This window comes from Leclercia adecarboxylata, assembly GCF_006171285.1.
GTDB classification, from domain to species: domain Bacteria; phylum Pseudomonadota; class Gammaproteobacteria; order Enterobacterales; family Enterobacteriaceae; genus Enterobacter; species Enterobacter barmai.
The window spans coordinates 3,481,162-3,505,944 of record NZ_CP040889.1 but is presented as its reverse complement, the minus strand read 5'-3'; the positions used below and the strand labels follow the sequence as shown (position 1 = coordinate 3,505,944).

General features: G+C 55.8%; 27 protein-coding genes and 5 tRNA genes. 10 read left to right on the top strand and 22 right to left on the bottom strand.

Features of this window, described 5'->3' with window-relative positions; genetic code table 11:
* The first annotated feature begins 64 nt into the window (after positions 1 to 64).
* Positions 65 to 883, top strand: a complete 819-nt coding sequence (locus FHN83_RS18510; RefSeq protein ID WP_039029362.1) for a pyridoxal phosphatase — start codon at positions 65 to 67, stop codon at positions 881 to 883.
* Here FHN83_RS18510 and modC read toward each other — a convergent pair whose 3' ends face one another.
* The 4 genes from modC to FHN83_RS18490 form a co-directional block, all read right to left on the bottom strand.
* Positions 884 to 1,942, bottom strand: a complete 1,059-nt coding sequence (gene modC, locus FHN83_RS18505; RefSeq protein ID WP_039029361.1) for a molybdenum ABC transporter ATP-binding protein ModC — start codon at positions 1,940 to 1,942, stop codon at positions 884 to 886. It abuts the gene before it with no gap.
* A gap of 2 nt (positions 1,943 to 1,944) precedes the next feature.
* Complete coding sequence (gene modB, locus FHN83_RS18500; RefSeq protein ID WP_138369561.1) at positions 1,945 to 2,634, bottom strand: molybdate ABC transporter permease subunit; 690 nt, start codon at positions 2,632 to 2,634, stop codon at positions 1,945 to 1,947.
* Positions 2,631 to 3,407, bottom strand: coding sequence for a molybdate ABC transporter substrate-binding protein (gene modA / locus FHN83_RS18495; protein ID WP_139564578.1), 777 nt, complete (start codon positions 3,405 to 3,407; stop codon positions 2,631 to 2,633). Before modA ends, modB begins: the two co-directional genes overlap by 4 nt.
* A gap of 179 nt (positions 3,408 to 3,586) precedes the next feature.
* Complete coding sequence (locus tag FHN83_RS18490) at positions 3,587 to 3,736, bottom strand: AcrZ family multidrug efflux pump-associated protein (RefSeq protein WP_039029358.1); 150 nt, start codon at positions 3,734 to 3,736, stop codon at positions 3,587 to 3,589.
* A 127-nt stretch (positions 3,737 to 3,863) separates the two neighbouring features.
* On the opposite strand from FHN83_RS18490, the gene modE reads away from it, so the two are divergent.
* The 7 genes from modE to gpmA all read left to right on the top strand — a co-directional run bounded on the left by modE (position 3,864) and on the right by gpmA (position 11,619).
* Complete coding sequence (gene modE, locus FHN83_RS18485) at positions 3,864 to 4,652, top strand: molybdenum-dependent transcriptional regulator (protein WP_139564577.1); 789 nt, start codon at positions 3,864 to 3,866, stop codon at positions 4,650 to 4,652.
* Positions 4,653 to 4,720: 68 nt separating this feature from the next.
* Entirely contained in the window at positions 4,721 to 6,190 is a 1,470-nt protein-coding gene (gene modF, locus FHN83_RS18480; protein ID WP_139564576.1) for a molybdate ABC transporter ATP-binding protein ModF, read from the top strand.
* 206 nt (positions 6,191 to 6,396) lie between these two features.
* A complete protein-coding gene (gene galE / locus FHN83_RS18475) occupies positions 6,397 to 7,413 on the top strand; it encodes a UDP-glucose 4-epimerase GalE (protein WP_072036640.1) in 1,017 nt (338 codons plus the stop codon).
* Between the two features lie 9 nt (positions 7,414 to 7,422).
* Positions 7,423 to 8,469, top strand: a complete 1,047-nt coding sequence (galT, locus tag FHN83_RS18470) for a galactose-1-phosphate uridylyltransferase (RefSeq protein ID WP_139564575.1) — start codon at positions 7,423 to 7,425, stop codon at positions 8,467 to 8,469.
* A 2-nt stretch (positions 8,470 to 8,471) separates the two neighbouring features.
* Positions 8,472 to 9,620, top strand: a complete 1,149-nt coding sequence (gene galK, locus FHN83_RS18465; RefSeq protein WP_039029353.1) for a galactokinase — start codon at positions 8,472 to 8,474, stop codon at positions 9,618 to 9,620.
* On the top strand, positions 9,614 to 10,654 hold the full coding sequence (gene galM / locus FHN83_RS18460; protein WP_138369567.1) for a galactose-1-epimerase: 1,041 nt from the start codon (positions 9,614 to 9,616) through the stop codon (positions 10,652 to 10,654). Before galK ends, galM begins: the two co-directional genes overlap by 7 nt.
* Before the next feature lie 212 nt (positions 10,655 to 10,866).
* The gene (gene gpmA / locus FHN83_RS18455; RefSeq protein ID WP_138369568.1) at positions 10,867 to 11,619 is read left to right on the top strand and encodes a 2,3-diphosphoglycerate-dependent phosphoglycerate mutase; all 753 of its coding nucleotides are present in this window, start codon (positions 10,867 to 10,869) and stop codon (positions 11,617 to 11,619) included.
* A gap of 66 nt (positions 11,620 to 11,685) precedes the next feature.
* On the opposite strand, the gene aroG is transcribed toward gpmA, so the two are convergent.
* Positions 11,686 to 12,738, bottom strand: coding sequence for a 3-deoxy-7-phosphoheptulonate synthase AroG (gene aroG, locus FHN83_RS18450; RefSeq protein ID WP_138369569.1), 1,053 nt, complete (start codon positions 12,736 to 12,738; stop codon positions 11,686 to 11,688).
* Positions 12,739 to 13,059: 321 nt separating this feature from the next.
* On the opposite strand from aroG, the gene FHN83_RS18445 reads away from it, so the two are divergent.
* Positions 13,060 to 13,551, top strand: coding sequence for a protein YbgS (locus tag FHN83_RS18445; protein WP_039029349.1), 492 nt, complete (start codon positions 13,060 to 13,062; stop codon positions 13,549 to 13,551).
* 108 nt (positions 13,552 to 13,659) lie between these two features.
* On the top strand, positions 13,660 to 14,598 hold the full coding sequence (gene zitB / locus FHN83_RS18440) for a CDF family zinc transporter ZitB (protein ID WP_139564574.1): 939 nt from the start codon (positions 13,660 to 13,662) through the stop codon (positions 14,596 to 14,598).
* Here zitB and pnuC read toward each other — a convergent pair.
* The 17 genes from pnuC to cydB form a co-directional block, all read right to left on the bottom strand.
* Positions 14,595 to 15,314: a nicotinamide riboside transporter PnuC gene (gene pnuC, locus FHN83_RS18435; RefSeq protein ID WP_039029347.1), complete on the bottom strand. Its 720-nt coding sequence runs from the start codon at positions 15,312 to 15,314 to the stop codon at positions 14,595 to 14,597. The two genes, zitB and pnuC, sit on opposite strands and share 4 nt — an antisense overlap.
* Before the next feature lie 30 nt (positions 15,315 to 15,344).
* Positions 15,345 to 16,388, bottom strand: coding sequence for a quinolinate synthase NadA (nadA, locus tag FHN83_RS18430; protein ID WP_139564573.1), 1,044 nt, complete (start codon positions 16,386 to 16,388; stop codon positions 15,345 to 15,347).
* 354 nt (positions 16,389 to 16,742) lie between these two features.
* Positions 16,743 to 16,818 (bottom strand) — tRNA-Lys (locus FHN83_RS18425).
* 28 nt (positions 16,819 to 16,846) lie between these two features.
* Positions 16,847 to 16,922 (bottom strand) — tRNA-Lys (locus FHN83_RS18420).
* Positions 16,923 to 16,964: 42 nt separating this feature from the next.
* A tRNA-Lys gene (locus tag FHN83_RS18415) sits at positions 16,965 to 17,040 on the bottom strand.
* Positions 17,041 to 17,043: 3 nt separating this feature from the next.
* Positions 17,044 to 17,119 (bottom strand) — tRNA-Val (locus FHN83_RS18410).
* A 35-nt stretch (positions 17,120 to 17,154) separates the two neighbouring features.
* A tRNA-Lys gene (locus FHN83_RS18405) sits at positions 17,155 to 17,230 on the bottom strand.
* 162 nt (positions 17,231 to 17,392) lie between these two features.
* Entirely contained in the window at positions 17,393 to 18,184 is a 792-nt protein-coding gene (gene cpoB / locus FHN83_RS18400) for a cell division protein CpoB (RefSeq protein ID WP_039029345.1), read from the bottom strand.
* A gap of 9 nt (positions 18,185 to 18,193) precedes the next feature.
* Complete coding sequence (gene pal / locus FHN83_RS18395) at positions 18,194 to 18,715, bottom strand: peptidoglycan-associated lipoprotein Pal (protein ID WP_032617096.1); 522 nt, start codon at positions 18,713 to 18,715, stop codon at positions 18,194 to 18,196.
* A 34-nt stretch (positions 18,716 to 18,749) separates the two neighbouring features.
* Positions 18,750 to 20,042 (bottom strand): Tol-Pal system beta propeller repeat protein TolB, encoded by a 1,293-nt coding sequence (tolB, locus tag FHN83_RS18390; RefSeq protein ID WP_039029417.1) that lies wholly within the window; start codon positions 20,040 to 20,042, stop codon positions 18,750 to 18,752.
* A gap of 133 nt (positions 20,043 to 20,175) precedes the next feature.
* Positions 20,176 to 21,510, bottom strand: a complete 1,335-nt coding sequence (gene tolA, locus FHN83_RS18385; protein WP_039029344.1) for a cell envelope integrity protein TolA — start codon at positions 21,508 to 21,510, stop codon at positions 20,176 to 20,178.
* A 37-nt stretch (positions 21,511 to 21,547) separates the two neighbouring features.
* Positions 21,548 to 21,976, bottom strand: a complete 429-nt coding sequence (gene tolR, locus FHN83_RS18380) for a colicin uptake protein TolR (protein ID WP_039029343.1) — start codon at positions 21,974 to 21,976, stop codon at positions 21,548 to 21,550.
* Positions 21,977 to 21,979: 3 nt separating this feature from the next.
* On the bottom strand, positions 21,980 to 22,672 hold the full coding sequence (tolQ, locus tag FHN83_RS18375) for a Tol-Pal system protein TolQ (protein ID WP_072036639.1): 693 nt from the start codon (positions 22,670 to 22,672) through the stop codon (positions 21,980 to 21,982).
* On the bottom strand, positions 22,669 to 23,073 hold the full coding sequence (gene ybgC, locus FHN83_RS18370; RefSeq protein WP_032617092.1) for a tol-pal system-associated acyl-CoA thioesterase: 405 nt from the start codon (positions 23,071 to 23,073) through the stop codon (positions 22,669 to 22,671). Before ybgC ends, tolQ begins: the two co-directional genes overlap by 4 nt.
* A gap of 148 nt (positions 23,074 to 23,221) precedes the next feature.
* On the bottom strand, positions 23,222 to 23,506 hold the full coding sequence (gene ybgE / locus FHN83_RS18365) for a cyd operon protein YbgE (RefSeq protein WP_139564572.1): 285 nt from the start codon (positions 23,504 to 23,506) through the stop codon (positions 23,222 to 23,224).
* Positions 23,506 to 23,619 carry a cytochrome bd-I oxidase subunit CydX gene (gene cydX, locus FHN83_RS18360; protein WP_006177208.1) on the bottom strand — a complete coding sequence of 38 codons (114 nt, stop codon included), beginning with the start codon at positions 23,617 to 23,619 and terminating at the stop codon, positions 23,506 to 23,508. The genes ybgE and cydX overlap by 1 nt, the downstream gene beginning before the upstream one ends.
* A 14-nt stretch (positions 23,620 to 23,633) precedes the next feature.
* The gene (cydB, locus tag FHN83_RS18355; protein WP_039029340.1) at positions 23,634 to 24,773 is read right to left on the bottom strand and encodes a cytochrome d ubiquinol oxidase subunit II; all 1,140 of its coding nucleotides are present in this window, start codon (positions 24,771 to 24,773) and stop codon (positions 23,634 to 23,636) included.
* Positions 24,774 to 24,783 lie beyond the last annotated feature (10 nt).

Here is a 24,783-nt window from a genome sequence, read left to right as displayed (position 1 = left end):
AGCGATAGTTGCGCGGTGTACCATCTGCACATCCCTGACTTTCAACATTAACCCGGAATATCAAATGACCTCGCGTGTGATTGCACTGGATTTAGACGGTACGCTGTTAACCCCGCAAAAAACCCTGCTCCCCTCTTCGCTTGAAGCACTGAAACGTGCCCAGGAGGTGGGATACCAGCTCCTCATCGTAACGGGTCGTCATCACGTTGCTATTCATCCTTTTTATCAGGCACTGGCGCTGGATACACCTGCAATTTGTTGTAATGGAACCTATTTGTATGATTATCAAGCAAAAAAGGTTCTGCAAGCCGATCCGCTGCCGGTCCCGCAGGCGCTGCAACTGATTGACCTGCTCGATGAACACGCCATTCACGGCCTGATGTATGTCGACAACGCGATGGTTTATGAGCGCCCTACCGGCCACGTCATCCGCACCAGCAACTGGGCGCAGTCGCTGCCGGAAGCCCAGCGTCCGGTATTCACTCAGGTGCCTTCGCTGGCGCAGGCGGCCCGGGAGGTTGAGGCTATCTGGAAATTTGCCCTGACCGACGAGGACACCGTAAAACTGAACGACTTTGCAAAGCATGTCGAGCAGACCCTGGGGCTGGAGTGCGAATGGTCCTGGCACGATCAGGTGGATATTGCCCGCAAAGGCAACAGCAAGGGCAAACGCCTCACGCAGTATGTGGAATCCATCGGCGGGTCAATGAAGGACGTTATTGCATTTGGCGATAACTACAACGACATCAGCATGCTGGAAGCGGCAGGCACCGGGGTGGCGATGGGTAATGCCGACGACGCCGTCAAAGCGCGCGCCAACGTGGTAATCGGCGATAACACCACGAACAGCATCGCCGAATTCATCTATACCCATCTGCTGTGATCAGGTGGTGATCGACACGCTCTTAATCTGCGCGTAGAGCCAGAGGCCAGGTTTGATCCCCAGTTCATCCCTGGCCCACGGGCTGATGCGGGCCCACAGCGTGCGGCTGCCAATTTCCAGCTGCACCTCCACCTGGCCGTTATCGTCGAAGCACTGGGCCACTTTCGCCCGCAGGATATTACGGATACTGCTCTGCAACGGCGGCTGCAGTACCAGCGAAACATCGGATGCCTGAATGCGAATGCGCAGACTGGTCTGGAGCGGTTTATCCAGCTTGTTGACCCAGACATGCTGATCGCCAATGGCCAGCGCGGTCATGGCGTAGTGCGGATGGTGCTCCAGCACGCTCACCTTCAGAATGCTGCTCTGCTGCTCCTGCGGCAGCCACGGATGCATCACGCTGCTGCCCCACACCTCTTCCAGATTACCAAACGCCTTCACGCTGCCGTTTTCCAGCACCAGCACCTTATCGGCCAGATGCAGGATCTCATCCAGCGAATGGCTGACGTAGAGCATCGGAATATTGATTTCGCGCGCCAGACGCTGCAGGTACGGCAGCAGCTCTCGCTTGCGGGGAATGTCGAGGGAGGCCAGCGGCTCGTCCAGCAGCAGCAGTTCCGGGGCCGTGAGTAACGCCCGGCCTATCGCCACGCGCTGTTTTTCCCCGCCCGAGAGCGACGACGGCAGCCGGTCAAGCAGGTGTTCAATACCCAGCAGGGCCACCAGCTTATCAAACTGTCCGGCCATGCTTTTTGCCATGCCGTAACGCAGGTTGCCCAGCACTTTGTAGTGCGGGAAGAGCCGCGCATCCTGGAAGACGTAGCCAATCCGGCGCTTTTCCGGCGCCAGATAAATGCGTTTTTCAACGTCGTTCAGCACCCGGTCGTTAAGTACGATCCGCCCTGACTGGGGCCGGGTCAGGCCGCTAATCGCATTGATCAGCGAGGTTTTGCCCGCGCCGGAGACGCCAAAAATAGCGGTAATGCCGCTGGCAGGCAGGGTTTCGTTGAGGGTCAGGCAGTGTTCGCCCAGCGTCTGGGTAAAATTGAGTTCCAGCATGATTATTTCCCCATCCGTTCGCGGCTAAGACGAGCCAGCCATTCCGACACCAGCAGCGAGACCAGCGCCAGCACGATGGAGATAATGCACAGACGCGCAGCGGCCCCTTCGCCACCCGGAGTCTGGATCAGGGTGTACATGGCCGACGGGATGGTGCGGGTTTCGCCCGGAATATTGGAAACAAAGGTGATGGTGGCGCCGAACTCGCCCAGCGAGCGGGCAAACGCCAGCACCGTGCCAACAATAATGCCCGGCAGCGTCAGGGGAAGCGTGATGGTGAAAAAGACGCGCCAGCGCCCGGCCCCCAGCGTGCGGGCCGCCTGCTCGAGTTTAAGATCGACCCCTTCCAGCGCCAGGCGGATCGCCCGCACCATCAGCGGGAACGACATCACCGCCGCCGCCAGCACCGCGCCGCGCCAGCTGAAGGCAAAGCTCAGGCCAAACCACTCATAGAGCCGCTCGCCGATAAACCCGCGTCGCCCCATGGCAATCAGCAGTAAATAACCGACCACCACCGGCGGCAGCACCAGCGGCAGGTGCAAAATACTGTCGAGGAGCGCTTTGCCTGGAAACTTACAGCGAACCAGTAACCAGGCGAAGAAGATCCCAAAGGGCAAACTAAATGCAACCGCGAGGGAAGAGACTTTCAGGCTCAGCAGCACGGCCTGCCATTCGGGATCGGTCAATATCATTCGTGAGTCGTAAATCCGTAACGTTTAAAGATGGCAGACGCCTGCGGCCCTTTCAGATAATCGTAAAAGGCGCTGACGGTTGCGTTTTTATGTCCATCAATGATGGCCACAGGATATTCCACTTTCTTATGCGAGTCTTCAGGGAAGGTACCCACGACCTTCACGCCTTTACCGGCAACGGCATCAGAGCCGTAAACAATTCCCAGCGGCGCTTCATTGCGCTCAACCAGCGCCAGCGCGCCGCGCACATCTTCTGCCGGCGCCAGTTTTAGCGACAGCGTCTCCCAGGCCCCCAGCTTCTGCAGCGCTTCTTTAGCATAAATGCCCGCCGGAACGTGATCGGGGTCGCCCACCGCCAGACGTCCCTCTTTCAGCAGGCTGGTCCAGTTGGTCTCTTTGTTGATGGTGATGTCGCCCTGCACGCTGGATTTTGGCGCTACCACCACCAGGCTGTTGCCCAGCAGGGTTTCACGGCTGGCCGTATCAATCGCTTTCTTCTCTGCCGCATAATCCATCCACTTCTGATCGGCAGAGATAAACAGGTCGGCAGGGGCACCCGCTTCAATCTGACGTGCCAGCGTAGAGGAAGAGGCAAATGACGACACGACGTCGACGTTTTTCTCCTTTTTATACGCTGTGGCAATATCCTGCATCGCGTTGGTCAAAGACGCTGCCGCAAATACCGTGATTTTGCCTTCATCTGCCAGCGCATGCCCGGTCAGGGAGAGGGTCAGTGTTGCCCCGGCAATAAAGCGTAAGCCTGTACGTGTCATCGTTAACTCCTTTGAGTGTCGTTATATAAATTGAAATATAACGATAACCGTAGGGTTTTCCCAGCGTTAAATCCTACCGATCAGGGAGTAAATCAATTTTGCACCGAAAATAATATCGGCGAAGAAGGGGGAAACTTGAGAGCAAAACGCCCGGTAGAACCGGGCGTTTTTAAAGAAAATTAATGCTGCTTTTTCGGCTGTTTTCTGTGGCCGATATTGGAAAAGATGTTAAACACCTCACCCAGGCCGTAGATGGCACCGAGGATGATAGCCATCACCACTGGGACCATGATCACGGCGAATACCAGACTTTTCAGCAACTCTAACATGGCTTTCTCCAGACAATGTGAATGCCTTATTCTAACCGGAAAAGCGAGAATTACATCCCCTTTTGTGCGGTACAGTTTGCGCATGTAACGAATTACGTCACAATATCCCTTTTGCCAGGACATTGTTATGCAGGCCGAAATTCTCCTCACCCTACGCCTTTCGCAAAAGCTGTTCGCCGATCCCCGCCGCATTGCCCTGCTCAAACAGATTGAGCAAACCGGCTCCATCAGCCAGGGGGCAAAGAATGCCGGTATCAGCTATAAAAGCGCGTGGGATGCCATCAACGAGATGAACACCCTGAGCGAACAGACTCTGGTCGATCGTGCCACCGGCGGCAAAGGCGGCGGCGGTGCGATCCTGACGCGCTACGGGCAACGCCTGATCCAGCTCTATGATCTGCTGGCGCAGATCCAGCAGAAAGCCTTCAATGTCTTAAGCGACGACGACGCCCTGCCGCTGGACAGCCTGCTCGGCGCCATCTCGCGTTTCTCTCTGCAAACCAGCGCCCGTAACCAGTGGTTTGGCACGGTCACCGCCCGGGATAACGACCAGGTGCAGCAGCATGTGGACATCCTGCTCGCCGATGGCTCTACCCGCCTGAAAGTGGCCATCACCGCCCAGAGCGGCAAGCGTCTGGGGCTGGACGAGGGCAAAGAGGTGCTGGTCCTGCTGAAAGCGCCGTGGGTGAACATTACTCTGGATCCTGAGGCTGCAAAAGAGGCGGATAACCAGCTTCAGGGGGTTATCAACCATATCGATCGCGGCGACGAGCAGTGTGAAGTGCTGATGACCCTGCCGGACGGCCAGACCCTCTGCGCCACCGTGCCGCTGGCCGAGAGCCGGGATTTAGAAGAAGGTGCTGAGGCGACCGCATATTTTAATGCCGACCGGGTGATTATCGCCACGTTGTGCTAAGCGCATTGACATTCGTGCCGACACTGAGTTATCCCTGATGCATATTGCTGCAAAAAACGGGATAAATCATGTCATCATTGCAAATTTCGCAAGGCACGTTTCGTCTTAGCGACACGCGTACGCTTACCCTCGCTGATTTTACGTTGAATGCCGGTGAAAGCTGGGCGTTCGTGGGCAGTAACGGCAGCGGCAAATCGGCCCTCGCCCGGGCATTGGCCGGGGAACTGACGCTGCTGAAAGGCGAACGCCAGAGCGCGTTCACCCGCGTGACCCGCCTCTCCTTCGAGCAGCTGCAGAAACTGGTCAGCGACGAGTGGCAGCGTAACAACACCGATATGCTCAGCCCCGATGAAGAGGATACCGGCCGAACGGCCGCCGAAATCATCCAGGATGAGGTGAAAGATGATGCCCGCTGCCGCCAGCTGGCGGAACAGTTCGCCATCACCCACCTGCTGGACCGCCGCTTTAAATACCTCTCCACCGGCGAAACCCGCAAAACGCTGCTGTGCCAGGCGCTGATGGCCGAGCCTGACCTGCTGATCCTCGATGAACCTTTTGATGGCCTCGACGTGAAGTCCCGGGGGCAGCTGGCGGATCTGCTGGCCTCGCTCAATCAGCAGGGATATACCCTGGTGCTGGTGCTCAACCGTTTTGACGAGATCCCCGATTTTGTCCAGAACGCCGGCGTGCTGGCCGACTGCACCCTGACGGCGTCAGGTGAAAAAGCCGCCCTGCTGAACCAGGCCCTGATTGCCCAGCTGGCGCACAGTGAAAAACTCAACGGCGTCACCCTGCCCGAACCGGATGCCCCGTCGGCGCGCCACGGTTTACCCGAAGGTGAAGCGCGGATTGTGCTTAATGACGGCGTGGTGTCGTATAACGATCGTCCGATCCTCAACCATTTAAGCTGGACGGTGAATCCCGGCGAACACTGGCAGATTGTCGGCCCCAACGGTGCGGGTAAATCCACCCTGCTGAGCCTCATTACCGGGGATCACCCGCAGGGTTACAGCAACGATTTAACCCTCTTTGGCCGCCGTCGCGGCAGCGGCGAAACCATCTGGGATATCAAAAAACATATTGGTTATGTCAGCAGCAGCCTGCATCTCGACTACCGCGTGAGCACCACGGTTCGCAACGTGATCCTCTCCGGCTATTTCGACTCTATCGGTATTTACCAGGCGGTGTCTGACCGGCAGCACAAGCTGGCGCAGCAGTGGCTGGATATTCTCGGAATGGATAACCGGGTGGCTGACGCGCCGTTCAGCAGTCTTTCGTGGGGCCAGCAGCGGCTGGCGCTGATTGTGCGTGCGCTGGTGAAACACCCGACGCTGCTGATCCTTGACGAGCCGTTGCAGGGGCTGGATCCGCTGAACCGCCAATTGATTCGCCGCTTTGTTGATGTCCTTATCAGTGAAGGTGAAACGCAGCTGCTGTTCGTCTCTCACCATGCGGAAGACGCCCCCGCCTGTATCACCCATCGACTGGAGTTTGTCGCCGAGGGCGACAGCTATCGTTACCAGACTGGACCTGTCTGATAGCGTGCCGGGGGCCACGCCCCCACTCTTTTTCGGACAACCCGCAACACCCCTCACCTGCCTCTTTGATTTACAATCTTTTTTTAGCGCAACAGTGGCAGCGTGACGGGCAGTGTAAACGATTCCACTATTTTATCCCATGTCACAGTTTACTGCTCTCTGTTATGCTAGGATTATCTCATACCATAAGCCTAATGGAGCGAAATATGCGAGTTCTGGTAACAGGTGGTAGCGGTTACATAGGAAGTCATACCTGTGTACAACTGCTGCAAAATGGCCACGACGTCATCATCCTTGATAACCTGTGCAACAGTAAACGCAGCGTGCTGCCGGTCATGGAACGCCTGGCCGGTAAACAGCCTGCCTTTGTCGAAGGCGATATTCGTAACGAAGCGCTGATGACCGAGATCCTCCACGATCACGCCATTGATACGGTGATCCACTTTGCCGGGCTAAAAGCCGTGGGCGAATCCGTGGCGAAGCCGCTGGAATACTACGATAACAACGTCAACGGCACGCTGCGTCTGGTCTCCGCCATGCGCGCGGCGGGCGTCAAAAACCTGATCTTCAGCTCCTCCGCCACCGTTTATGGCGACCAGCCGCAAATCCCATACGCCGAAAGCTTCCCGACCGGCACCCCGCAAAGCCCGTATGGCAAAAGCAAGCTGATGGTGGAACAGATCCTGGCCGACCTGCAAAAAGCCCAGCCGGAGTGGAGCATCGCCCTGCTGCGTTATTTCAACCCGGTTGGCGCGCATCCGTCAGGCGATATGGGTGAAGATCCGCAGGGTATTCCGAACAATCTGATGCCGTATATCGCCCAGGTGGCGGTAGGTCGTCGTGACTCACTGGCGGTGTTCGGCAACGACTACCCTACCCCGGACGGCACCGGCGTTCGCGACTACATTCACGTGATGGATCTTGCCGACGGCCACGTCGCCGCCATGCAGCAGCTGGCGGATAAACCGGGCGTCCATATCTACAACCTCGGCGCAGGCGTCGGCAGCAGCGTGCTGGATGTGGTCAATGCCTTCAGCGCGGCCTGCGGCAAGCCTGTGAGCTATCACTTCGCCCCGCGTCGCGACGGCGATCTGCCGGCCTACTGGGCTGATGCATCGAAGGCTGATAAAGAGCTTAACTGGCGTGTCACCCGCACGCTTGACGAAATGGCACAGGATACCTGGCGCTGGCAGTCTCGCCACCCGCAGGGTTATCCGGACTAAGGATCTGTCATGACCCAATTTAACCCCGTCGATCACCCGCATCGTCGCTTCAATCCGTTAACCGGGCAGTGGATCCTGGTCTCCCCGCATCGCGCCAAGCGCCCCTGGCAGGGGGCGCAGGAGACGCCGTCCCAGGAGACGCTGCCTCAGCACGACCCGGACTGCTTCCTCTGTCCGGGCAACACCCGCGTCACGGGCGATATTAATCCTGACTACAAAGGCACCTTCGTCTTTACCAACGACTTCGCCGCCCTGATGACCGATACGCCGGACGCCCCGCAGAGCGACGACCCGCTGCTGCGCTGCGAAAGCGCGCGCGGCACCAGCCGGGTGATCTGCTTCTCGCCGGATCACAGCAAAACCCTGCCGGAGTTGAGCGTAGAAGCCCTGACCGAGGTGGTAAAAACCTGGCAGGAGCAGACCGCCGAGCTGGGACAGCGCTATCCGTGGGTACAGGTCTTTGAGAATAAAGGCGCGGCGATGGGCTGCTCCAACCCGCATCCTCACGGTCAGGTGTGGGCCAACAGCTTCATGCCGAACGAAGTGGAGCGGGAAGATCGCCTGCAAAAAAGCTATTTCGCCGAGCAGCAGTCGCCGATGCTGCTGGACTATGTCCAGCGCGAGCTGGCTGATGGCAGCCGCACCGTGGTGGAGACCGAGCACTGGCTGGCGGTGGTGCCTTACTGGGCAGCCTGGCCGTTCGAGACCCTGCTGCTGCCGAAAGCGCACGTTCTGCGCATCACCGATCTGAGCGAAGCCCAGCGCAGCGATCTGGCGCTGGCGCTGAAAAAGCTGACCAGCCGCTATGACAATCTGTTCCAGTGCTCCTTCCCCTACTCCATGGGCTGGCACGGCGCGCCGTTTAACGGCGAAGAGAATCAGCACTGGCAGCTGCACGCCCACTTCTATCCGCCGCTGCTGCGTTCCGCCACCGTGCGTAAGTTTATGGTCGGCTACGAAATGCTGGCAGAAACCCAGCGTGACCTGACGGCTGAACAGGCCGCAGAGCGTCTGCGTGCAGTGAGTGATGTCCATTTTCGCGAATCCGGAGAATAACAATGAGTCTGAAAGATAAAACCCACGCCCTGTTTGCTGAAAAATTTGGTTATTCCGCCACTCACGCCATTCAGGCGCCAGGCCGCGTTAACCTGATCGGCGAACACACCGATTACAACGACGGTTTTGTCCTTCCCTGCGCCATTGATTACCAGACGGTGATCAGCTGCGCGAAACGCGACGACCGCAAGGTGCGCGTGATGGCCGCCGACTACGACAACCAGATCGACGAATTCTCCCTCGATGCGCCGATTGTTGAGCATGACAGCCAGCAGTGGTCTAACTACGTTCGCGGCGTGGTGAAGCATCTGCAGAAGCGCAACAAAAACTTCGGCGGTGCGGATCTGGTGATCAGCGGCAACGTTCCCCAGGGTGCGGGTCTGAGTTCGTCCGCGTCGCTGGAAGTGGCCGTCGGCACCGTCTTCCAGCAGCTGTATCATCTGCCGCTGGACGGCGCGCAGATCGCCCTTAACGGCCAGGAAGCAGAGAACCAGTTCGTCGGCTGTAACTGCGGGATCATGGATCAGCTGATTTCGGCGCTGGGCAAAAAAGGCCACGCGCTGCTGATCGACTGCCGCTCGCTGGGCACCAAAGCGGTCACCCTGCCGAAAGGCGTGGCGGTGATCATTATCAACAGTAACTTCAAACGCACCCTGGTCGGCAGCGAGTACAACACCCGCCGCGAGCAGTGCGAAACCGGGGCGCGTTTCTTCCAGCAGTCCGCCCTGCGCGATGTCTCGCTGACCGAGTTCAATAAAGTGGCGCACGAACTGGATCCGGTGGTGGCAAAACGCGTTCGTCACGTCCTGACCGAAAACGCCCGCACCGTCGAAGCGGCGTCGGCGCTGGAGAAAGGCGATCTGCTGCGGATGGGTGAGTTGATGGCGCAGTCGCACGCCTCCATGCGCGATGACTTCGAAATCACCGTGCCGCAGATCGACACCCTGGTGGAGATTGTGAAAGCGGCTATTGGCGAACAGGGCGGCGTGCGTATGACCGGCGGCGGCTTCGGCGGCTGCGTGGTGGCGCTGGTGCCAGAAGAGCTGGTGCCGGTGGTTCAGCAAGCCGTTGAACAACAGTATGAAGCCAAAACCGGTATCAAAGAGACCTTCTACGTCTGCAATGCCTCACAAGGAGCTGGCCAGTGCTAAACGAAACCCCTGTTCTTGCCCCTGACGGCCTGCCGTATCGCCTGATCACCCTGCGCAACGAGGCAGGGATGGTCGTTACCCTGATGGACTGGGGCGCGACGCTGCTCTCCGCCCGTGTCCCGATGACCGACGGCAGCGTGCGTGAAACCCTGCTCGGCTGCGCGTCGCCTGAGCAGTACGTTGAGCAAACGGCCTTCCTTGGCGCCTCAGTGGGCCGATATGCCAACCGTATCGCTAAAAGCCGCTTTGAGCTGGACGGCGTACGCTTTGACCTGCTGCCAAGCCAGGGCGAAAACCAGCTGCACGGCGGCCCGGACGGATTTGATAAACGTCGCTGGCGCATCCTGCAGCAGAACGACGGCGAAGCGCTGCTGGCCCTCGACTCGCCGGACGGCGATCAGGGTTTTCCGGGCAACTGCGCGGCGACCGTGCATTACCGCTTAACGGCTGATAACCGTATCGCCATTGAGTACCGCGCCACCGTCGATAAGCCCTGCCCGGTCAACCTGACCAACCACGCGTATTTCAACCTCGACGGTAACTGCAGCGACGTGCGCCAGCACCGCCTGCAACTGCTGGCGCAAAGCTATCTGCCTGTGGATGAGATGGGGATCCCGCACGAGGGGTTAAAAGCGGTAGACGGAACCAGCTTTGATTTCCGCACCACCAAAGCCATCGCTCAGGACTTCCTGGCGGATGACGATCAGCGCAAAGTGAACGGTTACGATCATGCTTTCCTGCTGGATGCAGAGGGCGACCTGAGCAAGCCTGCGGCACAGCTCTGGTCTGCCGATGAAAAGCTGCAGATGACGGTCTACACCACCGCCCCTGCCCTGCAATTCTATTCCGGCAATTTCCTCGAGGGCACCCCGGCGCGCGAAGACGGGGAATACCGTGTCTGGCAAGGTCTGGCGCTGGAAAGCGAGTTCTTACCCGACAGCCCGAACCACGCGGATTGGCCGCAGCCCGACTGCGTGCTGCGCCCGGGCGAAGAGTATATCAGCGTCACGGAATATCACTTTATCGCACGATAAAACGGAGCCCTCCTGCAGGAGGGCTTTTTTTTACCCATCTTGCTGAAAATAGCGCCAGTCGCCGACAAAATCACAACCCCTCATTCACAAGCATCTTACACTCCGACGCTATTTTCGCTATGGTTAGGGTTAAGCGTTGCCCGCGGGATAACCGCGGCAATATAATGAGAATTGTTATCATTCAAATAATGCTTGTTCTGGAGGAGTATAATATGGCTGTAACTAAGCTGGTTCTGGTACGTCATGGCGAAAGCCAGTGGAACAACGAAAACCGTTTTACCGGTTGGTATGATGTTGACCTGTCCGAGAAAGGCGTTGGCGAAGCGAAAGCAGCAGGCAAACTGCTGAAAGAGGAAGGCTTCACCTTCGATTTTGCTTACACCTCCGTGCTGAAACGTGCCATCCACACTCTGTGGAACGTGCTGGACGAACTGGATCAGGCCTGGCTGCCGGTTGAGAAATCCTGGAAACTGAACGAGCGTCACTACGGTGCGCTGCAGGGTCTGAACAAAGCCGAAACCGCAGAAAAATACGGTGACGAGCAGGTTAAACAGTGGCGTCGCGGTTTTGCTATCACTCCACCAGAGCTGACCAAAGATGACGAGCGTTTCCCGGGCCACGATCCGCGTTATGCATCCCTGACCGACGCTGAGCTGCCAACCACCGAAAGCCTGGCGCTGACCATCGATCGCGTTGTGCCTTACTGGAACGAAACCATTCTGCCACGCCTGAAAAGCGGTGAGCGCGTGATCATCGCTGCTCACGGTAACTCCCTGCGTGCGCTGGTGAAATACCTGGACAACATGGGCGAAGACGAGATCCTCGAACTGAACATCCCAACTGGCGTGCCGCTGGTTTACGAGTTCGACGAGAACTTCAAACCTGTTAAGCACTACTATCTGGGTAACGCTGACGAGATCGCGGCAAAAGCCGCTGCGGTCGCGAACCAGGGTAAAGCGAAGTAATAAAAAAGCCCGGTTGTGATGACCGGGCCTTAAAGAGTGCATGCCGGATAACTATCCGGCATTTTTTTATCCGCGACGGGCTTTCACCGCGTTCGCCAGCTGGCGCAGCACGGTTTCGGTATCGTCCCAGCCGATGCAGGCATCGGTGACGCTCTTACCGTAAACCAGCGGCTCGCTGCCTTCCAGATTCTGATTGCCTTCCACCAGGTGGCTTTCAATCATCACCCCGATAATCGCCTTCTCACCGCCGGCAATCTGCTGGCAGACGTCGGTGCCTACGTCCATCTGCTTCTTGAACTGCTTGCTGGAGTTGGCATGGCTGAAGTCGATCATCACCTGCGCGGCCAGACCGGCTTTATCCAGGCCCGCTTTCACTTCGGCAACGTGTACCGCACTGTAGTTAGGCTCTTTACCGCCACGCAGGATGATATGGCAATCGCCATTCCCGCTGGTATTCACAATGGCGGAGTGGCCCCACTTGGTGACGGAGAGGAAGCAGTGCGGCGCACCGGCAGCGTTAATGGCGTCGATAGCCACTTTGATGGTGCCATCGGTGCCGTTTTTGAAGCCAACCGGGCAGGAGAGCCCTGACGCCAGCTCGCGGTGAACCTGAGATTCGGTGGTACGCGCGCCAATAGCACCCCAGCTCATCAGGTCGGCAAGGTACTGCGGGGTGATCATATCAAGAAATTCACCCGCCGCCGGCAGACCGCTGTCGTTGATGTCCAGCAGCAGCTTACGGGCGATGCGCAGGCCGTCGTTGATCTGGAAGCTGCCATCCATATGCGGATCGTTGATCAGCCCTTTCCAGCCCACGGTGGTACGCGGCTTCTCAAAATAGACGCGCATGACAATTTCCAGCTCATCCTTCAGCGCTTCGCGCAGCGTCAACAGACGTGCCGCGTACTCTTTTGCCGCCGCAGGATCGTGAATGGAACACGGACCGATCACCACCAGAAGACGATCGTCATTGCCTTTCAGGATCTTGTGGATCGCTTTACGGGCATGAGAAACGGTGTTGGCGGCGTTTTCGGTGGCAGGAAACTTCTCAAGGAGCGCTACAGGAGGTAATAACTCGTTGATCTCTTTAATACGTAAATCGTCATTCTGATAATTCATGTTCGTTCCAGCGTTGCCATACTTTTATAAATGAATGCAATCCCTCCAATCTATCTTGTCAGTCAGGAAGTGTAAACTCGCTTTTACACTACGCACAGATAAATCCTGGAATTCGCTTAAAAAACGCCACAAAGTAGCGAAAAACGAGATACACCCTAAACTTTTTAACTGTATGCACTGCATTTATTTATTTTATCGCGATTCCATACTGACCTAAGTTTGAATCATGGCATCTTTAACCACTGAGCGGTATATCGATTTCGCATATGCACTGTGGAAAGAAGTTATCCAGAACATAACGACCAGAACAGGAGCAGCATGATGAAAATGACTAAACTCGCAACCCTTTTCCTGACCGCTTCCCTTACCATGGCAAGTGGTGCTGCGCTGGCCGCTGATTCCGCCGCCGGCTCTGGCAGCAACAATGGCCAGGCAAATGCCGCGGCTGACGCAGGGGCAGTTGCACCTGATGCACGTCAGAATATTGCGCCAAATAATACCGGCAACAGCCAGATTAATACCGGATCCGGTACAACCGGCACCACGGGTACAGGCGGCACCATGCTGAACCCTGATGGGACAAACTCCAGCAGCACCGGAGTGACCAACGGCACCGGCAACAGCTCAACCACTGGCGGCACTAACTCCGTCATGGGTAACGACGACCCGAGCAAAATGGGTAATGACGGCATGACCAAGGACGATCAGCACAAGAACTCGATGTGTAAAGACGGTAAATGTCCGGATCAATCCGGCAAAGTCGATAGCGAACGAACCCCGCAAGAACAAAAAACTGACGGTACTACCCAGTAATTAACGCTAATGCGGATATGATGAAGGAGAGCTCAGGCTCTCCTTTATTTTTTGTGCAAAATGTTAAAAACTCTACACTTAACATAATAATTAACCGGGAAATTTTTCATGGCGCACACCCACACGCATGCCCCTTCTTCAAAGGATGAAAATGCTAAACGCTTAATGCTGGCGTTTGCCGTAACCGCGACCTTTATGGTCATCGAAGTGATCGGCGGGCTGGTTTCAGGCTCGCTGGCGCTGCTGGCCGATGCGGGCCACATGCTGACGGACGCGGCAGCCCTGCTGTTTGCCCTGCTGGCGGTGGTGTTCGCCCGTCGTCCTCCCAGCAGTGGACGCACCTTTGGCTGGCTGCGCCTCACGACGCTTGCCGCTTTCGTCAATGCTCTGGCGCTGGTGTTGATCACTGTCCTGATCGTCTGGGAAGCCATTCAGCGCTTCCGGTATCCTCAGCCTGTCGCAGGTGTGACAATGATGGTGGTTGCCGTCGCCGGGCTGGTGGCCAATATTCTGGCATTCTGGCTTTTGCATCGCGGCAGCGAAGAGAAAAATCTCAACGTACGCGCCGCAGCGCTGCACGTGCTGGGGGATCTGCTGGGCTCGGTGGGTGCCATCGTCGCGGCGCTGGTGATCCTCTGGACAGGCTGGACGCCGGTCGACCCGATCCTCTCAATTTTAGTGTCGTGTCTGGTGCTACGCAGCGCCTGGCGTCTGTTGCAGGAGAGTGTGAATGAGCTGCTGGAAGGGGCACCGAAGACGCTGGATATTCCGGCGCTGAAACGAAACTTAACGCGCTCCATACCGGAAGTGCGCGATGTTCATCATATTCATGTCTGGATGGTGGGCGAAAAACCGTTGATGACGCTGCACGTTCAGGTTATCCCTCCCCACGATCATGATGCATTACTGGGGCGTATCCAGCACTTTTTGGAGCACCACTACGCCATCGCGCACAGCACCATCCAGATGGAATACACCCCCTGTAACGGACCGGACTGCCACCTCAACGAGATTGAGCCCGGCCACGCTCATCATCACCACCATTAACGCGACAGCGCGTGAGAACCCCGTTCACGCGCGCTGTTAATCCACATCCTGCTGCCGTTCAGGGCGATGAAGGTGAGGATCAGATACTCCAGCGACATGGCATAGACACCCTGCAGGGCAAAGATGGCCACGCTGATGACGTTGATGATCACCCACAGCAGCCAGTTTTCGACATATTTACGGGTCATCAGGATCATGGCGGCAATGGAGAGCACCATCATGCACGAATCCCAGAACGGGAAGGCGTCAGGCTGTAGCTCCGGCATGGTGACGTTCATTCCGAGGGCATTCATCGCCGAGACCGCCACGCGGGTGAGGAAGGCGAACACCGGGTCGATATAGATCGTCATCAGGCCAATCGCCACCACGCAGGCGGCCAGCCAGCCGATGGCCTTTGGCAGTGGCAGCCAGCGGATCTGCAGTTCCGCCTCCTGCTGGCTGTTCTGCCGCGACCATGCGTACCAGCCGTAGATATTGGCGGCGAAGAAGAACAGCTGCAGCAGCAGGCTGGCGTACAGCTGGATCTGAAAGAAGATAATGGCAAAAAGCGTGACGTTCACCAGGCCAAACGCGTAGTTGACGATCTTCTCCAGACTGGCGAGCCAGATACAGAGCAGACCTGCAATCGTCCCTACGGCTTCAATCCATGACAAGTCATAGCCGCCAGCGCCAATCGGTATATGTACCAGAATGTTTTGCGTGCTAAAAAAATCCATCTTTTCCCCTGAGCGTTACGTTTACGTAGTTTAAGGACGTAGTGTAGCCGCAAAATCGAGCATGCGGTTAAGCGGAATTAATGCCCCTTCCCGCAACGCCGCATCGACATGGATCTCATGGGCTACCCCGCCCGACTCCAGACCGTCCGCAATCGCCTTCAGCCCGTTCATGGCCATCCACGGACAGTGCGCGCAGCTGCGACAGGTTGCCCCTTCGCCTGCGGTCGGCGCTTCCAGCAGCTCTTTGCCAGGCACCGCCTGCTGCATTTTGTAGAAGATACCGCGATCGGTCGCCACAATCAGCTGGCTGTGCGGCAGCGTCTTCGCGGCGGTGATCAGCTGGCTGGTTGAGCCAACGGCATCCGCCATATCGACGATGGCCTGCGGTGATTCTGGATGCACCAGAATAGCCGCATCCGGATAAAGACCTTTCATGCGCGCCAGGGCCTGGGTTTTGAATTCGTCATGCACGATACAGGCGCCCTGCCAGCACAGAATATCCGCCCCGGTCTGTTTCTGGACGTAGTTACCCAGGTGTTTGTCCGGTGCCCAGATAATTTTCTCGCCAAGGCTGTCGAGATGCTCAATGAGTTCGACGGCTATGCTTGAAGTAACAACCCAGTCGGCACGCGCCTTGACCGCCGCAGAGGTGTTGGCGTAGACCACGACCGTTCTGTCCGGATGCGCATCGCAGAAGGCGGTGAATTGATCGATCGGACAGCCCAGATCGAGGGAACATTCCGCATTCAGGGTCGGCATCAGGATGGTTTTTTCCGGGCTGAGGATTTTTGCCGTCTCACCCATGAAACGGACCCCGGCCACCAGCAACGTTGAAGCAGGATGTTTTGCGCCAAAGCGCGCCATTTCAAGGGAGTCTGAAATACAACCGCCCGTCTCTTCTGCCAGCTGCTGAATTTCAGGGTCGGTGTAATAATGCGCCACCATGACCGCGTCTCGCTCTTTTAGAAGGCGCTTAATTTTTTCACGGTAAAACTGCTTTTCGTCCAGGCTCAGCGGAACAGGCTTTAGCGGGAAGGGATAGATAGCGGCTTCAGGATCAAACATCACACTCATTTTGGCTTCTCGTTTTACTGGCTTAACAAATTTGCCATGCTTTAGCGATGATGACCAAAGTGACGGCAATTGTGTTTTATATACTAAACAAGATAGCGAATTTGATGTGAAAAGTCACATCAAAAGCGTGACAGTAGCATTTGATGAATGAATGATATTTACGTAGGCCTGATAAGCGCAGTGCCATCAGGCATGTGTTCCAGGCGCAGGAATAACAGATAGCAAAAAGGCGCCTTTAGGGCGCCTTTTTACATTGGTGGGTCGTGCAGGATGACTCGGCTTCGCCTCGCCCTTCGGGCCGTTGCTAAAGCAACGTTATCCTTCACGTTTAACATCAGAACAGCATGTTAAAATTGGTGGGTCGTGCAGGATTCGAACCTGCGACCAATTGATTAAAAGTCAACTGCTCTACCAACTGAGCTAACGACCCCTTGCGGGATGTACTACTTTTTTCAGGCTGGTGGGTCGTGCAGGATTCGAACCTGCGACCAATTGATTAAAAGTCAACTGCTCTACCAACTGAGCTAACGACCCGTTTGGGTACGCCTGAAATTTTTACTCGGAACCAATAAAAATTGGTGGGTCGTGCAGGATTCGAACCTGCGACCAATTGATTAAAAGTCAACTGCTCTACCAACTGAGCTAACGACCCGAGTGGTGGGTGATGACGGGATCGAACCGCCGACCCCCTCCTTGTAAGGGAGGTGCTCTCCCAGCTGAGCTAATCACCCGATACTACGCTGGATACTACTTACTACTGAGTTAGTGGTGGGTCGTGCAGGATTCGAACCTGCGACCAATTGATTAAAAGTCAACTGCTCTACCAACTGAGCTAACGACCCACTATTTTGGCTGCTTCCGGGGTGTTTGATATCCCTTGGCAACGGCGGCATATATTACTGATTTAAGAATTCTGCGCAACTAAAATTTTGATGAATATCACTTAACTGCTTACGAATTATGCTGCAAGACCAGAAAAAAAGCGATTTCTGGTCATGCGGCAATCAACCCATCGCAGCAAGGCGTTTTTGCGCTTGTTTTGCACCTTCGGTGCCCGGAAACTTAGTGACCACCTGCTGGAAAACGGCTTTCGCTTTTGCGGTGTCGCCTTTGTCCTGCATGATCACCCCGACCTTGTACATCGCGTCAGGTGCTTTCGGTGATTTCGGATAATTTTTAACGACAGAGGCAAAATAGAATGCCGCGTCGTCTTTTTTACCCTTGTTGTAATTCAACTGCCCCAGCCAGTAGTTAGCGTTTGGCTGATAGGTTGAATCGGGGTATTTCTTGACGAAGTTCTGAAACGCCGCCATAGCCTCGTCCTGACGCGAGTTATCCTGCACCAGGGCGATTGCCGCATTGTAGTCAGTATTCGCATCACCGCTCTGTACAGGCGCCGCTGTCGAGGCTGACGTATCAGCCTGAGGTGTTGCCTGCGCACCGGCTGCCCCCTGATCCCCTGCTGCCGGTTGCGCTGCTGCGCCGCCGTTATTCAGGTTATCAATCTGCAGCATGATCTGCTTCTGACGCTCCACAACCTGATTGAGCTGGTACTGGCTTTCCTGAATCTGTCCGCGCAGTGAGTCAATATCGGTCTGGTTGTCAGAGAGCTGCTGCTGAAGTTGGGTTAAAAGCTGGCTGTGAGCATTAGAAATACGCTCGAGTTGGGTGACCCGGTCTTCTACCGAGCCTGAGCCGACACTACTGATTGGTGCCTGAGCAAAAGCGGCCCAGGGGGCCGCTATACCAACCAGTAACGACAGACTCAATAGATGATGTCTGAAGTTACTGCTCATGCAATTCTCTTAGTAAACCAGTACGGCACGACGGTTTTTGGAGTAAGCCGCTTCGTCGTGGCCCAGTACTGCAGGTTTTTCTTTACCGTAAGAAACGATGGAGATCTGGTCAGCAGAAACGCCTTTACCCTGCAGGTACATTTTAACGGCGTTAGCACGACGCTCACCCAGGGAGATGTTGTACTCAGGAGTACCACGTTCGTCCGCGTGACCTTCTACGGTGACTTTGTAAGACGGGTTGCTACGCAGGAAGTTAGCGTGCGCATCCAGCATCGCAGCGAAGTCAGAACGGATGTCGAACTTGTCCAGATCGAAGTAAACAATGTTGTTCTGCTGCAGCTGTTGCATCTGAAGACGCGCCTGCTCTTCAGAAGACATATTGCCGTTGCCGTTTGCGTCCATACCGGTGCCGGCACCCATCATGCCTTCGCCGCTCTGGTCGTTGCTGGCGTTCTTGTTAGAAGAACACGCTGCGATTGCCATAACAGGCAGAGCGATCATCAGCCCTTTCAGCACTTTGTTCAGTTGCATTTCTATGATTCCTTTATTATTCAATTAATTATTATTACAGGTACGGCGACCAGGCAGGTGATTTTACCTGTCCATCAGTTGCCGGAATACGCGCTTTGAAACGCCCATCGGTAGAAACCAGATTCAGCACGGATCCCATCCCCTGAGAAGAGCTGTAGATAACCATAGTGCCGTTAGGTGCCAGACTTGGCGTTTCATCCAGGAAAGTCGACGACAGAACTTGTACGCCGCCCCCGCCCAGATCTTGTTTAGCAATGTGCTGCTGACCACCGGCCGAGCTAACCATTACCATGAACTTACCATCAGCGCTCACGTCTGCGTCCTGGTTCTGAGAACCTTCCCAGGTGATACGCTGCGGTGCACCGCCGTTAACATTGACTTTATAAACCTGTGGACGACCTGCCTGGTCAGAGGTAAAGGCCAGGTTCTGGCTGTCCGGGAACCAGGTTGGTTCGGTGTTGTTGCTGCGACCGTCGGTCACCTGACGGATCTGGCCAGAGCCGATATCCATCACGTACAGGTTCAGGCTACCGGTTTTAGACAGGGCAAACGCCAGTTTAGAACCGTCAGGCGAGAACGCTGGTGCGCCGTTGTGACGTGGGAAAGAGGCAACCTGACGTACCGCGCCGTTAGCCAGCGTCTGGATAACCAGCGCTGAACGACCGCTTTCGAAGGTTACGTAGGCCAGCTTAGAACCGTCCGGTGACCAGGCCGGTGACATCAGCGGCTGCGGTGAACGGTGAACGGTGAACTGGTTGTAGCCATCGTAGTCAGAGACGCGCAGCTCATACGGGAACTGGCCGCCGTTGGTCTGCACAACGTAAGCGATACGGGTGCGGAATGCGCCTTTGATGCTGGTCAGCTTCTCAAAGACTTCATCACTCGCAGTATGAGCTGCATAGCGCAGGTACTGCTTGTTCACTTTGTAGGTGTTCTGTGCCAGCACGGTACCCGGAGCGCCACCGGTATCCACCAGCTGATAGGCAACGGTATAACCGCCGTCCGGGTTAGGCGTAACCTGCCCCACAACGACCGCATCAATACCCAGCGCAGACCAGGCCGCCGGTTGCAGTTCTGCAGCAGTGCCCGGCTGCTGTGGCAGTCGAGAACGATCTAACGGGTTGAATTTACCGCTGTTGCGCAGGTCAGCAGCAACAATGCCACCCACATCTTCCGGCGCAGCACCTGGCCCTTTCCACTGGAACGGAACCACACCAATTGGACGTGCCGAATCCACCCCCTGGGTGATTTCGATACGCACTTCTGCGTGCAGCACCGCTGCCCACAGCATTAAAAAACTCATTGCAACACGTAATGCCTGCTTCATCATATCTCCCATTTCCGGGTAACCTTACCCGCATAATTTAGCAGAATGTTAACAAACCCAAATAAACAAAACTACCAGAACGCTAAGACTAAACCTGGCCTGTTTTTCCCCGTTTGCACAGGGAAAATTCAACTTAAGGTTTGAAGTCCAGTGGTGCATTTTTGAACGTTTCAAACACAGCCTGTGAAGGCGGTTTCGGGAATTTCGTCATCCTGCTGGTTGCAGATAACATCTGCTGGCAGAAGGCCTCGTCCCCACCCTCTTTCTTCACGCTGAGGATTGTCCCGTCCGCGGCCAGATTTACCCGAAGCGTACAGGTTTTACCTTTGAAGCTATCCCAGTCGTACAGATGCCCACGAATGGCCGCCTGTACCTGCGCAATGTACGACGCGATCTCAGCCTGAGATGCACCGCCTTGCCCCGGCTTACTTCCTTTAGCAGGAGAAGCACCACCTGCGCTACCGCTGTTGCTGCCTTTCGGCGCATTCTTACCTGAGCTCAAATCACCGAACAGGTCGTCTACGTCAGATGCAGCCGCTTTTTCTGCTGCAGCTTTCTTCGCAGCAGCGGCTTTCGCGGCGGCAGCTTTGTCAGCAGCAGCTTTATCGGCAGCCGCTTTCTTCTCTGCAGCCGCTTTTTTATCTGCGGCTGCTTTTTCTGCAGCAGCGGCTTTCTTATCAGCTGCTGCTTTTTCTGCTGCGGCCTTTTCAGCGGCTGCGGCTTTTTCTGCTGCGGCGGCTTTTTTAGCTGCTTCGGCAGCCGCTTTCTTCTCGGCTTCCTGAGCAGCTTGCTTAGCGGCTTCTGCTTCGGCTTTTTTCTGGGCTTCTGCCGCGGCCTTCTTAGCCGCTTCTGCTTCTACCTTTTTCTTCGCGTCAGCAGCCGCTTTTGCTGCTTCGGCTTCAGCCTGTTTCTGGGCATCGGCAGCGGCTTTTTTCGCGGCTAACGCAGCGGCATCAGCGGCTTGTTTTGCCGCTTCAGCAGCCTGTTTGGCCTGAGCTTCCGCCTGCGCTTTGGCATCTGCTGCGGCTTTTGCTGCCGCCTCTTCAGCCTGCTTCTGCTGCTCCTGCGCTTTCTTCGCTGCGGCTTCAGCCTGTTTCTGCTGCTCCGCCTGCTCTTTCGCCGCTTCCTGCGCCTGCAAACGTTCTTTCTCAAGCTGCTTCAGACGTTCCTGCTCGGCGGCCTGCTTTTCACGCAGCTCCTCCGCCTGCTGTTGCGCCTGCTTTTCGCGTTGTTCTTCAGCACGTTTCGCACTCGCCTGCTGCTGTTGCTGGCGGTTATAGTTCTGCACCACCGCGCCGGGATCGACCATCACAGCATCGATGGATGAACCTCCACCCCCGCCGGCAGCGGCATCCAGATGCTCATCGAACGAACTCCAGATCAGTGCTGCAAAAAGAATGACATGCAGCACCGCCGAGATAATTATCGCCCGTTTAAGCTTATCGTTTTGTTCGGTTGCCTTTGACACTATTGGTTCCCAAAAACTCTGTTGTGTACGCAGATGATCAAATAGGCTGCGTCATCAAGCCGACTGACTTAACGCCCGCGCTATGCAACAGGTTCAGCGCTTTAATTATTTCATCGTAAGGCACGTCTTTCGCACCACCGATTAAGAAGACTGTTTTCGGATTGGACTGCAGACGTCGTTGCGCTTCAGCAATGACCTGCTCCGGCGGCAGCTGATCCATACGATCTTTTTCCACCACCACGCTGTACTGTCCAACCCCGGATACCTCAATGATGACCGGTGGATCGTCATTGGTGCTTACAGCCTGAGATTCTGTCGCGTCCGGCAGATCAACCTCAACGCTCTGGGTAATGATGGGTGCTGTCGCCATAAAGATCAGCAGCAGCACCAGCAGCACGTCCAGCAGCGGTACAATGTTGATTTCGGACTTTAGTTCGCGACGACCCCGTCCACGCTGTCTGGCCATGGTTTACCCCTTGTTGCTCTCGGTGCTGGTAAACGCCTGGCGGTGCAGAATCGCAGTGAACTCTTCCATGAAGTTGTCGTAGTTCAGTTCCAGTTTGTTCACACGCTGGTTCAGACGGTTATAGGCCATAACCGCTGGGATCGCCGCGAACAGACCGATAGCGGTCGCGATCAGCGCTTCTGCGATACCCGGTGCAACCATTTGCAGCGTCGCCTGTTTTACCGCACCCAGGGCGATAAAGGCGTGCATGATCCCCCAGACCGTACCAAACAGACCGATATACGGGCTGATGGAGCCGACGGTGCCCAGGAAAGGAATATGCGTTTCCAGCGTTTCCAGCTCGCGGTTCATCGAAATGCGCATCGCACGGGATGCCCCTTCAACGACCGCTTCCGGCGCATGGTTGTTAGCCCGGTGCAGGCGCGCGAACTCTTTGAATCCGCTATAGAAGATTTGCTCGGAGCCGGAGAGGTTTTCACGACGGCCCTGGCTTTCCTGATACAAACGGGAAAGTTCGATACCAGACCAGAACTTGTCTTCAAAGGCTTCCGCTTCGCGGCCTGCGGCGTTGAGGATACGGGTTCTCTGGATAATGATGGCCCAGGATGCGATTGAAAAACCAATCAAAATCAACATGATAAGTTTAACCAGAAGGCTTGCCTTCAGGAACAAATCAAGGATATTCATGTCAGTCACTGCTTAAACTCCGCGACAATAGACTTAGGAAGCGCACGAGGCTTCATGATGAGTGGATCAACACAGACAATCAGGACTTCAGCTTCGTTCAGTACTGTGTTCTCTGCGTTGACGATCCGCTGCGTGAAAACCAGTGAGGTTCCGCGCATTGATGTTATTTCCGTTTGGACTTCGAGCATATCGTCGAGTCTGGCAGGCGCAAAATACTCCAGCGTCATCTTGCGTACCACGAAGGCAACTCGCTCCGCCAACAGAACCTGCTGGCTAAAGTGGTGATGGCGCAGCATTTCAGTGCGTGCTCGTTCATAAAAGGCAACGTAGCTGGCGTGGTAAACCACACCACCGGCGTCAGTGTCTTCGTAGTAGACACGAACCGGCCATCGAAATAGCGTTGTATTCACTTTACATCCCGGTAATGCAAAAAAGTTTAGAGCTTTTGAACTTCGCTACTATACGCGCGGGAATGGTGGTTTGGAATGGGGGAAAGTAAACGGAGAGTAAATTTTTATGGGCCTGGGTAGACCCATAATTTTAACGGATAATTCTTATTCAGCTGAAAAAGAAAATAAGTCCAATCAGCAGGAACACATCAGCGATCAGCGGGCAAAAGATGCCCTGCCAGTGTACGGCTTTAGGACGAAAGCCAACGCCGTGGATCACCCCAGCGCATACTGCCCACATGATAAGAAAACCGTGCCAGATCTCGAGCTCGCTGGTCTTCGCCGCGAAGCGCGACGGATCCCAGAAAATACAGCCCGCCAGCAGTAAAGCCATCACTAAGGAAAGCGCCCTTAACGGGCGCTTGTCCATGATCGCGTAGAGATAAGCGATCATCAGTGTTTTTCTTCACCGGCTTTGGACGCTTCAACGTGCTCAAGCGCCAGGGCGGTAATCACACCAAATGCACAGGCCAGAAGCGTTCCTAAAATCCATGCGAAATACCACATATTCAGCTCCTTCCTTAATACATAGAGTGAGTGTTGCTTTCGATATGTTCTTTCGTGATACGACCGTACATTTTCCAGTAACACCATGCGGTGTAAGCCAGAATGATCGGTACGAACACGGCCGCCACAAACGTCATCAGATTCAGCGTCATCTGACTGGAGGTGGCATCCCACATCGTCAGACTGGCGTTCATCATGGTGCTGGATGGCATCACGAACGGGAACATCGCGATACCGGCGGTCAGGATAATGCACGCCAGCGTCAGTGAAGAGAAGATGAATGCCAGTGCGCCTTTTTCCATGCGAGACGTCAGCAGAGTCAGCAGCGGCAGCACCACGCCCAGCGCCGGAATGGCCCACAGAATTGGGGTGTTGTTGAAGTTCACCAGCCAGGCGCCTGCCTGACGAGCCACTTCTTTAGTCAGCGGGTTCGATGGCGCAGTATGGTTAATCGCTGAGGTCACCACGTAACCGTCGATACCAAACATGACCCAAACACCTGCCAGCGCGAAGCCAACCAGCGTCACCAGAGCCGCAATCTGTGATACCGCGCGGGAGCGCAGGTGCAGTTCACCCACGGTACGCATCTGCAGATAGGTTGCACCCTGAGTGAGGATCATCGCCACGCTGACCACGCCCGCCAGTAGACCGAACGGATTCAGCAGCTGGAAGAAGTTGCCGGTGTAGTACAGGCGCATGTATTCATCGAGGTGGAACGGCACGCCCTGCAGCAGGTTGCCGAACGCCACGCCGATTACCAGCGGCGGCACGAAGCTCCCGATGAAGATGCCCCAGTCCCACATGTTGCGCCAGCGGGTGTCTTCGATCTTCGAGCGGTAGTCAAAACCAACCGGACGGAAGAACAAGGACGCCAGCACCAGGATCATCGCCACATAGAAGCCGGAGAACGCAGCCGCGTAGACCATCGGCCAGGCAGCGAACAGCGCGCCGCCTGCGGTGATGAGCCACACCTGGTTACCGTCCCAGTGCGGGGCGATGGAGTTAATCATAATTCGACGCTCGGTATCATTACGACCGAGGAAGCGGGTGAGCATGCCCACCCCCATGTCGAAACCGTCAGTGACCGCAAAACCAATCAGTAAGATCCCGACCAGCAGCCACCAGATAAAACGCAATACTTCATAATCGATCATTTGACGACTC

What these genes read in the sequence shown, in the direction of transcription:
- FHN83_RS18510 (WP_039029362.1), top strand. Translation starts at nt 65, where the DNA reads ATGACCTCGCGTGTGATTGCACTGGATTTAGACGGTACGCTGTTAACC.
- modB (WP_138369561.1), bottom strand. Translation starts at nt 2,634, where the DNA reads ATGATATTGACCGATCCCGAATGGCAGGCCGTGCTGCTGAGCCTGAAA.
- cydX (WP_006177208.1), bottom strand. Translation starts at nt 23,619, where the DNA reads ATGTGGTATTTCGCATGGATTTTAGGAACGCTTCTGGCCTGTGCATTT.
- cydB (WP_039029340.1), bottom strand. Translation starts at nt 24,773, where the DNA reads ATGATCGATTATGAAGTATTGCGTTTTATCTGGTGGCTGCTGGTCGGG.
- modF (WP_139564576.1), top strand. Translation starts at nt 4,721, where the DNA reads ATGTCATCATTGCAAATTTCGCAAGGCACGTTTCGTCTTAGCGACACG.
- zitB (WP_139564574.1), top strand. Translation starts at nt 13,660, where the DNA reads ATGGCGCACACCCACACGCATGCCCCTTCTTCAAAGGATGAAAATGCT.
- tolR (WP_039029343.1), bottom strand. Translation starts at nt 21,976, where the DNA reads ATGGCCAGACAGCGTGGACGGGGTCGTCGCGAACTAAAGTCCGAAATC.
- galE (WP_072036640.1), top strand. Translation starts at nt 6,397, where the DNA reads ATGCGAGTTCTGGTAACAGGTGGTAGCGGTTACATAGGAAGTCATACC.
- tolB (WP_039029417.1), bottom strand. Translation starts at nt 20,042, where the DNA reads ATGAAGCAGGCATTACGTGTTGCAATGAGTTTTTTAATGCTGTGGGCA.
- FHN83_RS18445 (WP_039029349.1), top strand. Translation starts at nt 13,060, where the DNA reads ATGAAAATGACTAAACTCGCAACCCTTTTCCTGACCGCTTCCCTTACC.
- galT (WP_139564575.1), top strand. Translation starts at nt 7,423, where the DNA reads ATGACCCAATTTAACCCCGTCGATCACCCGCATCGTCGCTTCAATCCG.
- cpoB (WP_039029345.1), bottom strand. Translation starts at nt 18,184, where the DNA reads ATGAGCAGTAACTTCAGACATCATCTATTGAGTCTGTCGTTACTGGTT.
- FHN83_RS18490 (WP_039029358.1), bottom strand. Translation starts at nt 3,736, where the DNA reads ATGTTAGAGTTGCTGAAAAGTCTGGTATTCGCCGTGATCATGGTCCCA.
- ybgE (WP_139564572.1), bottom strand. Translation starts at nt 23,506, where the DNA reads ATGATCGCTTATCTCTACGCGATCATGGACAAGCGCCCGTTAAGGGCG.
- modC (WP_039029361.1), bottom strand. Translation starts at nt 1,942, where the DNA reads ATGCTGGAACTCAATTTTACCCAGACGCTGGGCGAACACTGCCTGACC.
- aroG (WP_138369569.1), bottom strand. Translation starts at nt 12,738, where the DNA reads ATGAATTATCAGAATGACGATTTACGTATTAAAGAGATCAACGAGTTA.
- modA (WP_139564578.1), bottom strand. Translation starts at nt 3,407, where the DNA reads ATGACACGTACAGGCTTACGCTTTATTGCCGGGGCAACACTGACCCTC.
- modE (WP_139564577.1), top strand. Translation starts at nt 3,864, where the DNA reads ATGCAGGCCGAAATTCTCCTCACCCTACGCCTTTCGCAAAAGCTGTTC.
- gpmA (WP_138369568.1), top strand. Translation starts at nt 10,867, where the DNA reads ATGGCTGTAACTAAGCTGGTTCTGGTACGTCATGGCGAAAGCCAGTGG.
- galK (WP_039029353.1), top strand. Translation starts at nt 8,472, where the DNA reads ATGAGTCTGAAAGATAAAACCCACGCCCTGTTTGCTGAAAAATTTGGT.
- nadA (WP_139564573.1), bottom strand. Translation starts at nt 16,388, where the DNA reads ATGAGTGTGATGTTTGATCCTGAAGCCGCTATCTATCCCTTCCCGCTA.
- pal (WP_032617096.1), bottom strand. Translation starts at nt 18,715, where the DNA reads ATGCAACTGAACAAAGTGCTGAAAGGGCTGATGATCGCTCTGCCTGTT.
- pnuC (WP_039029347.1), bottom strand. Translation starts at nt 15,314, where the DNA reads ATGGATTTTTTTAGCACGCAAAACATTCTGGTACATATACCGATTGGC.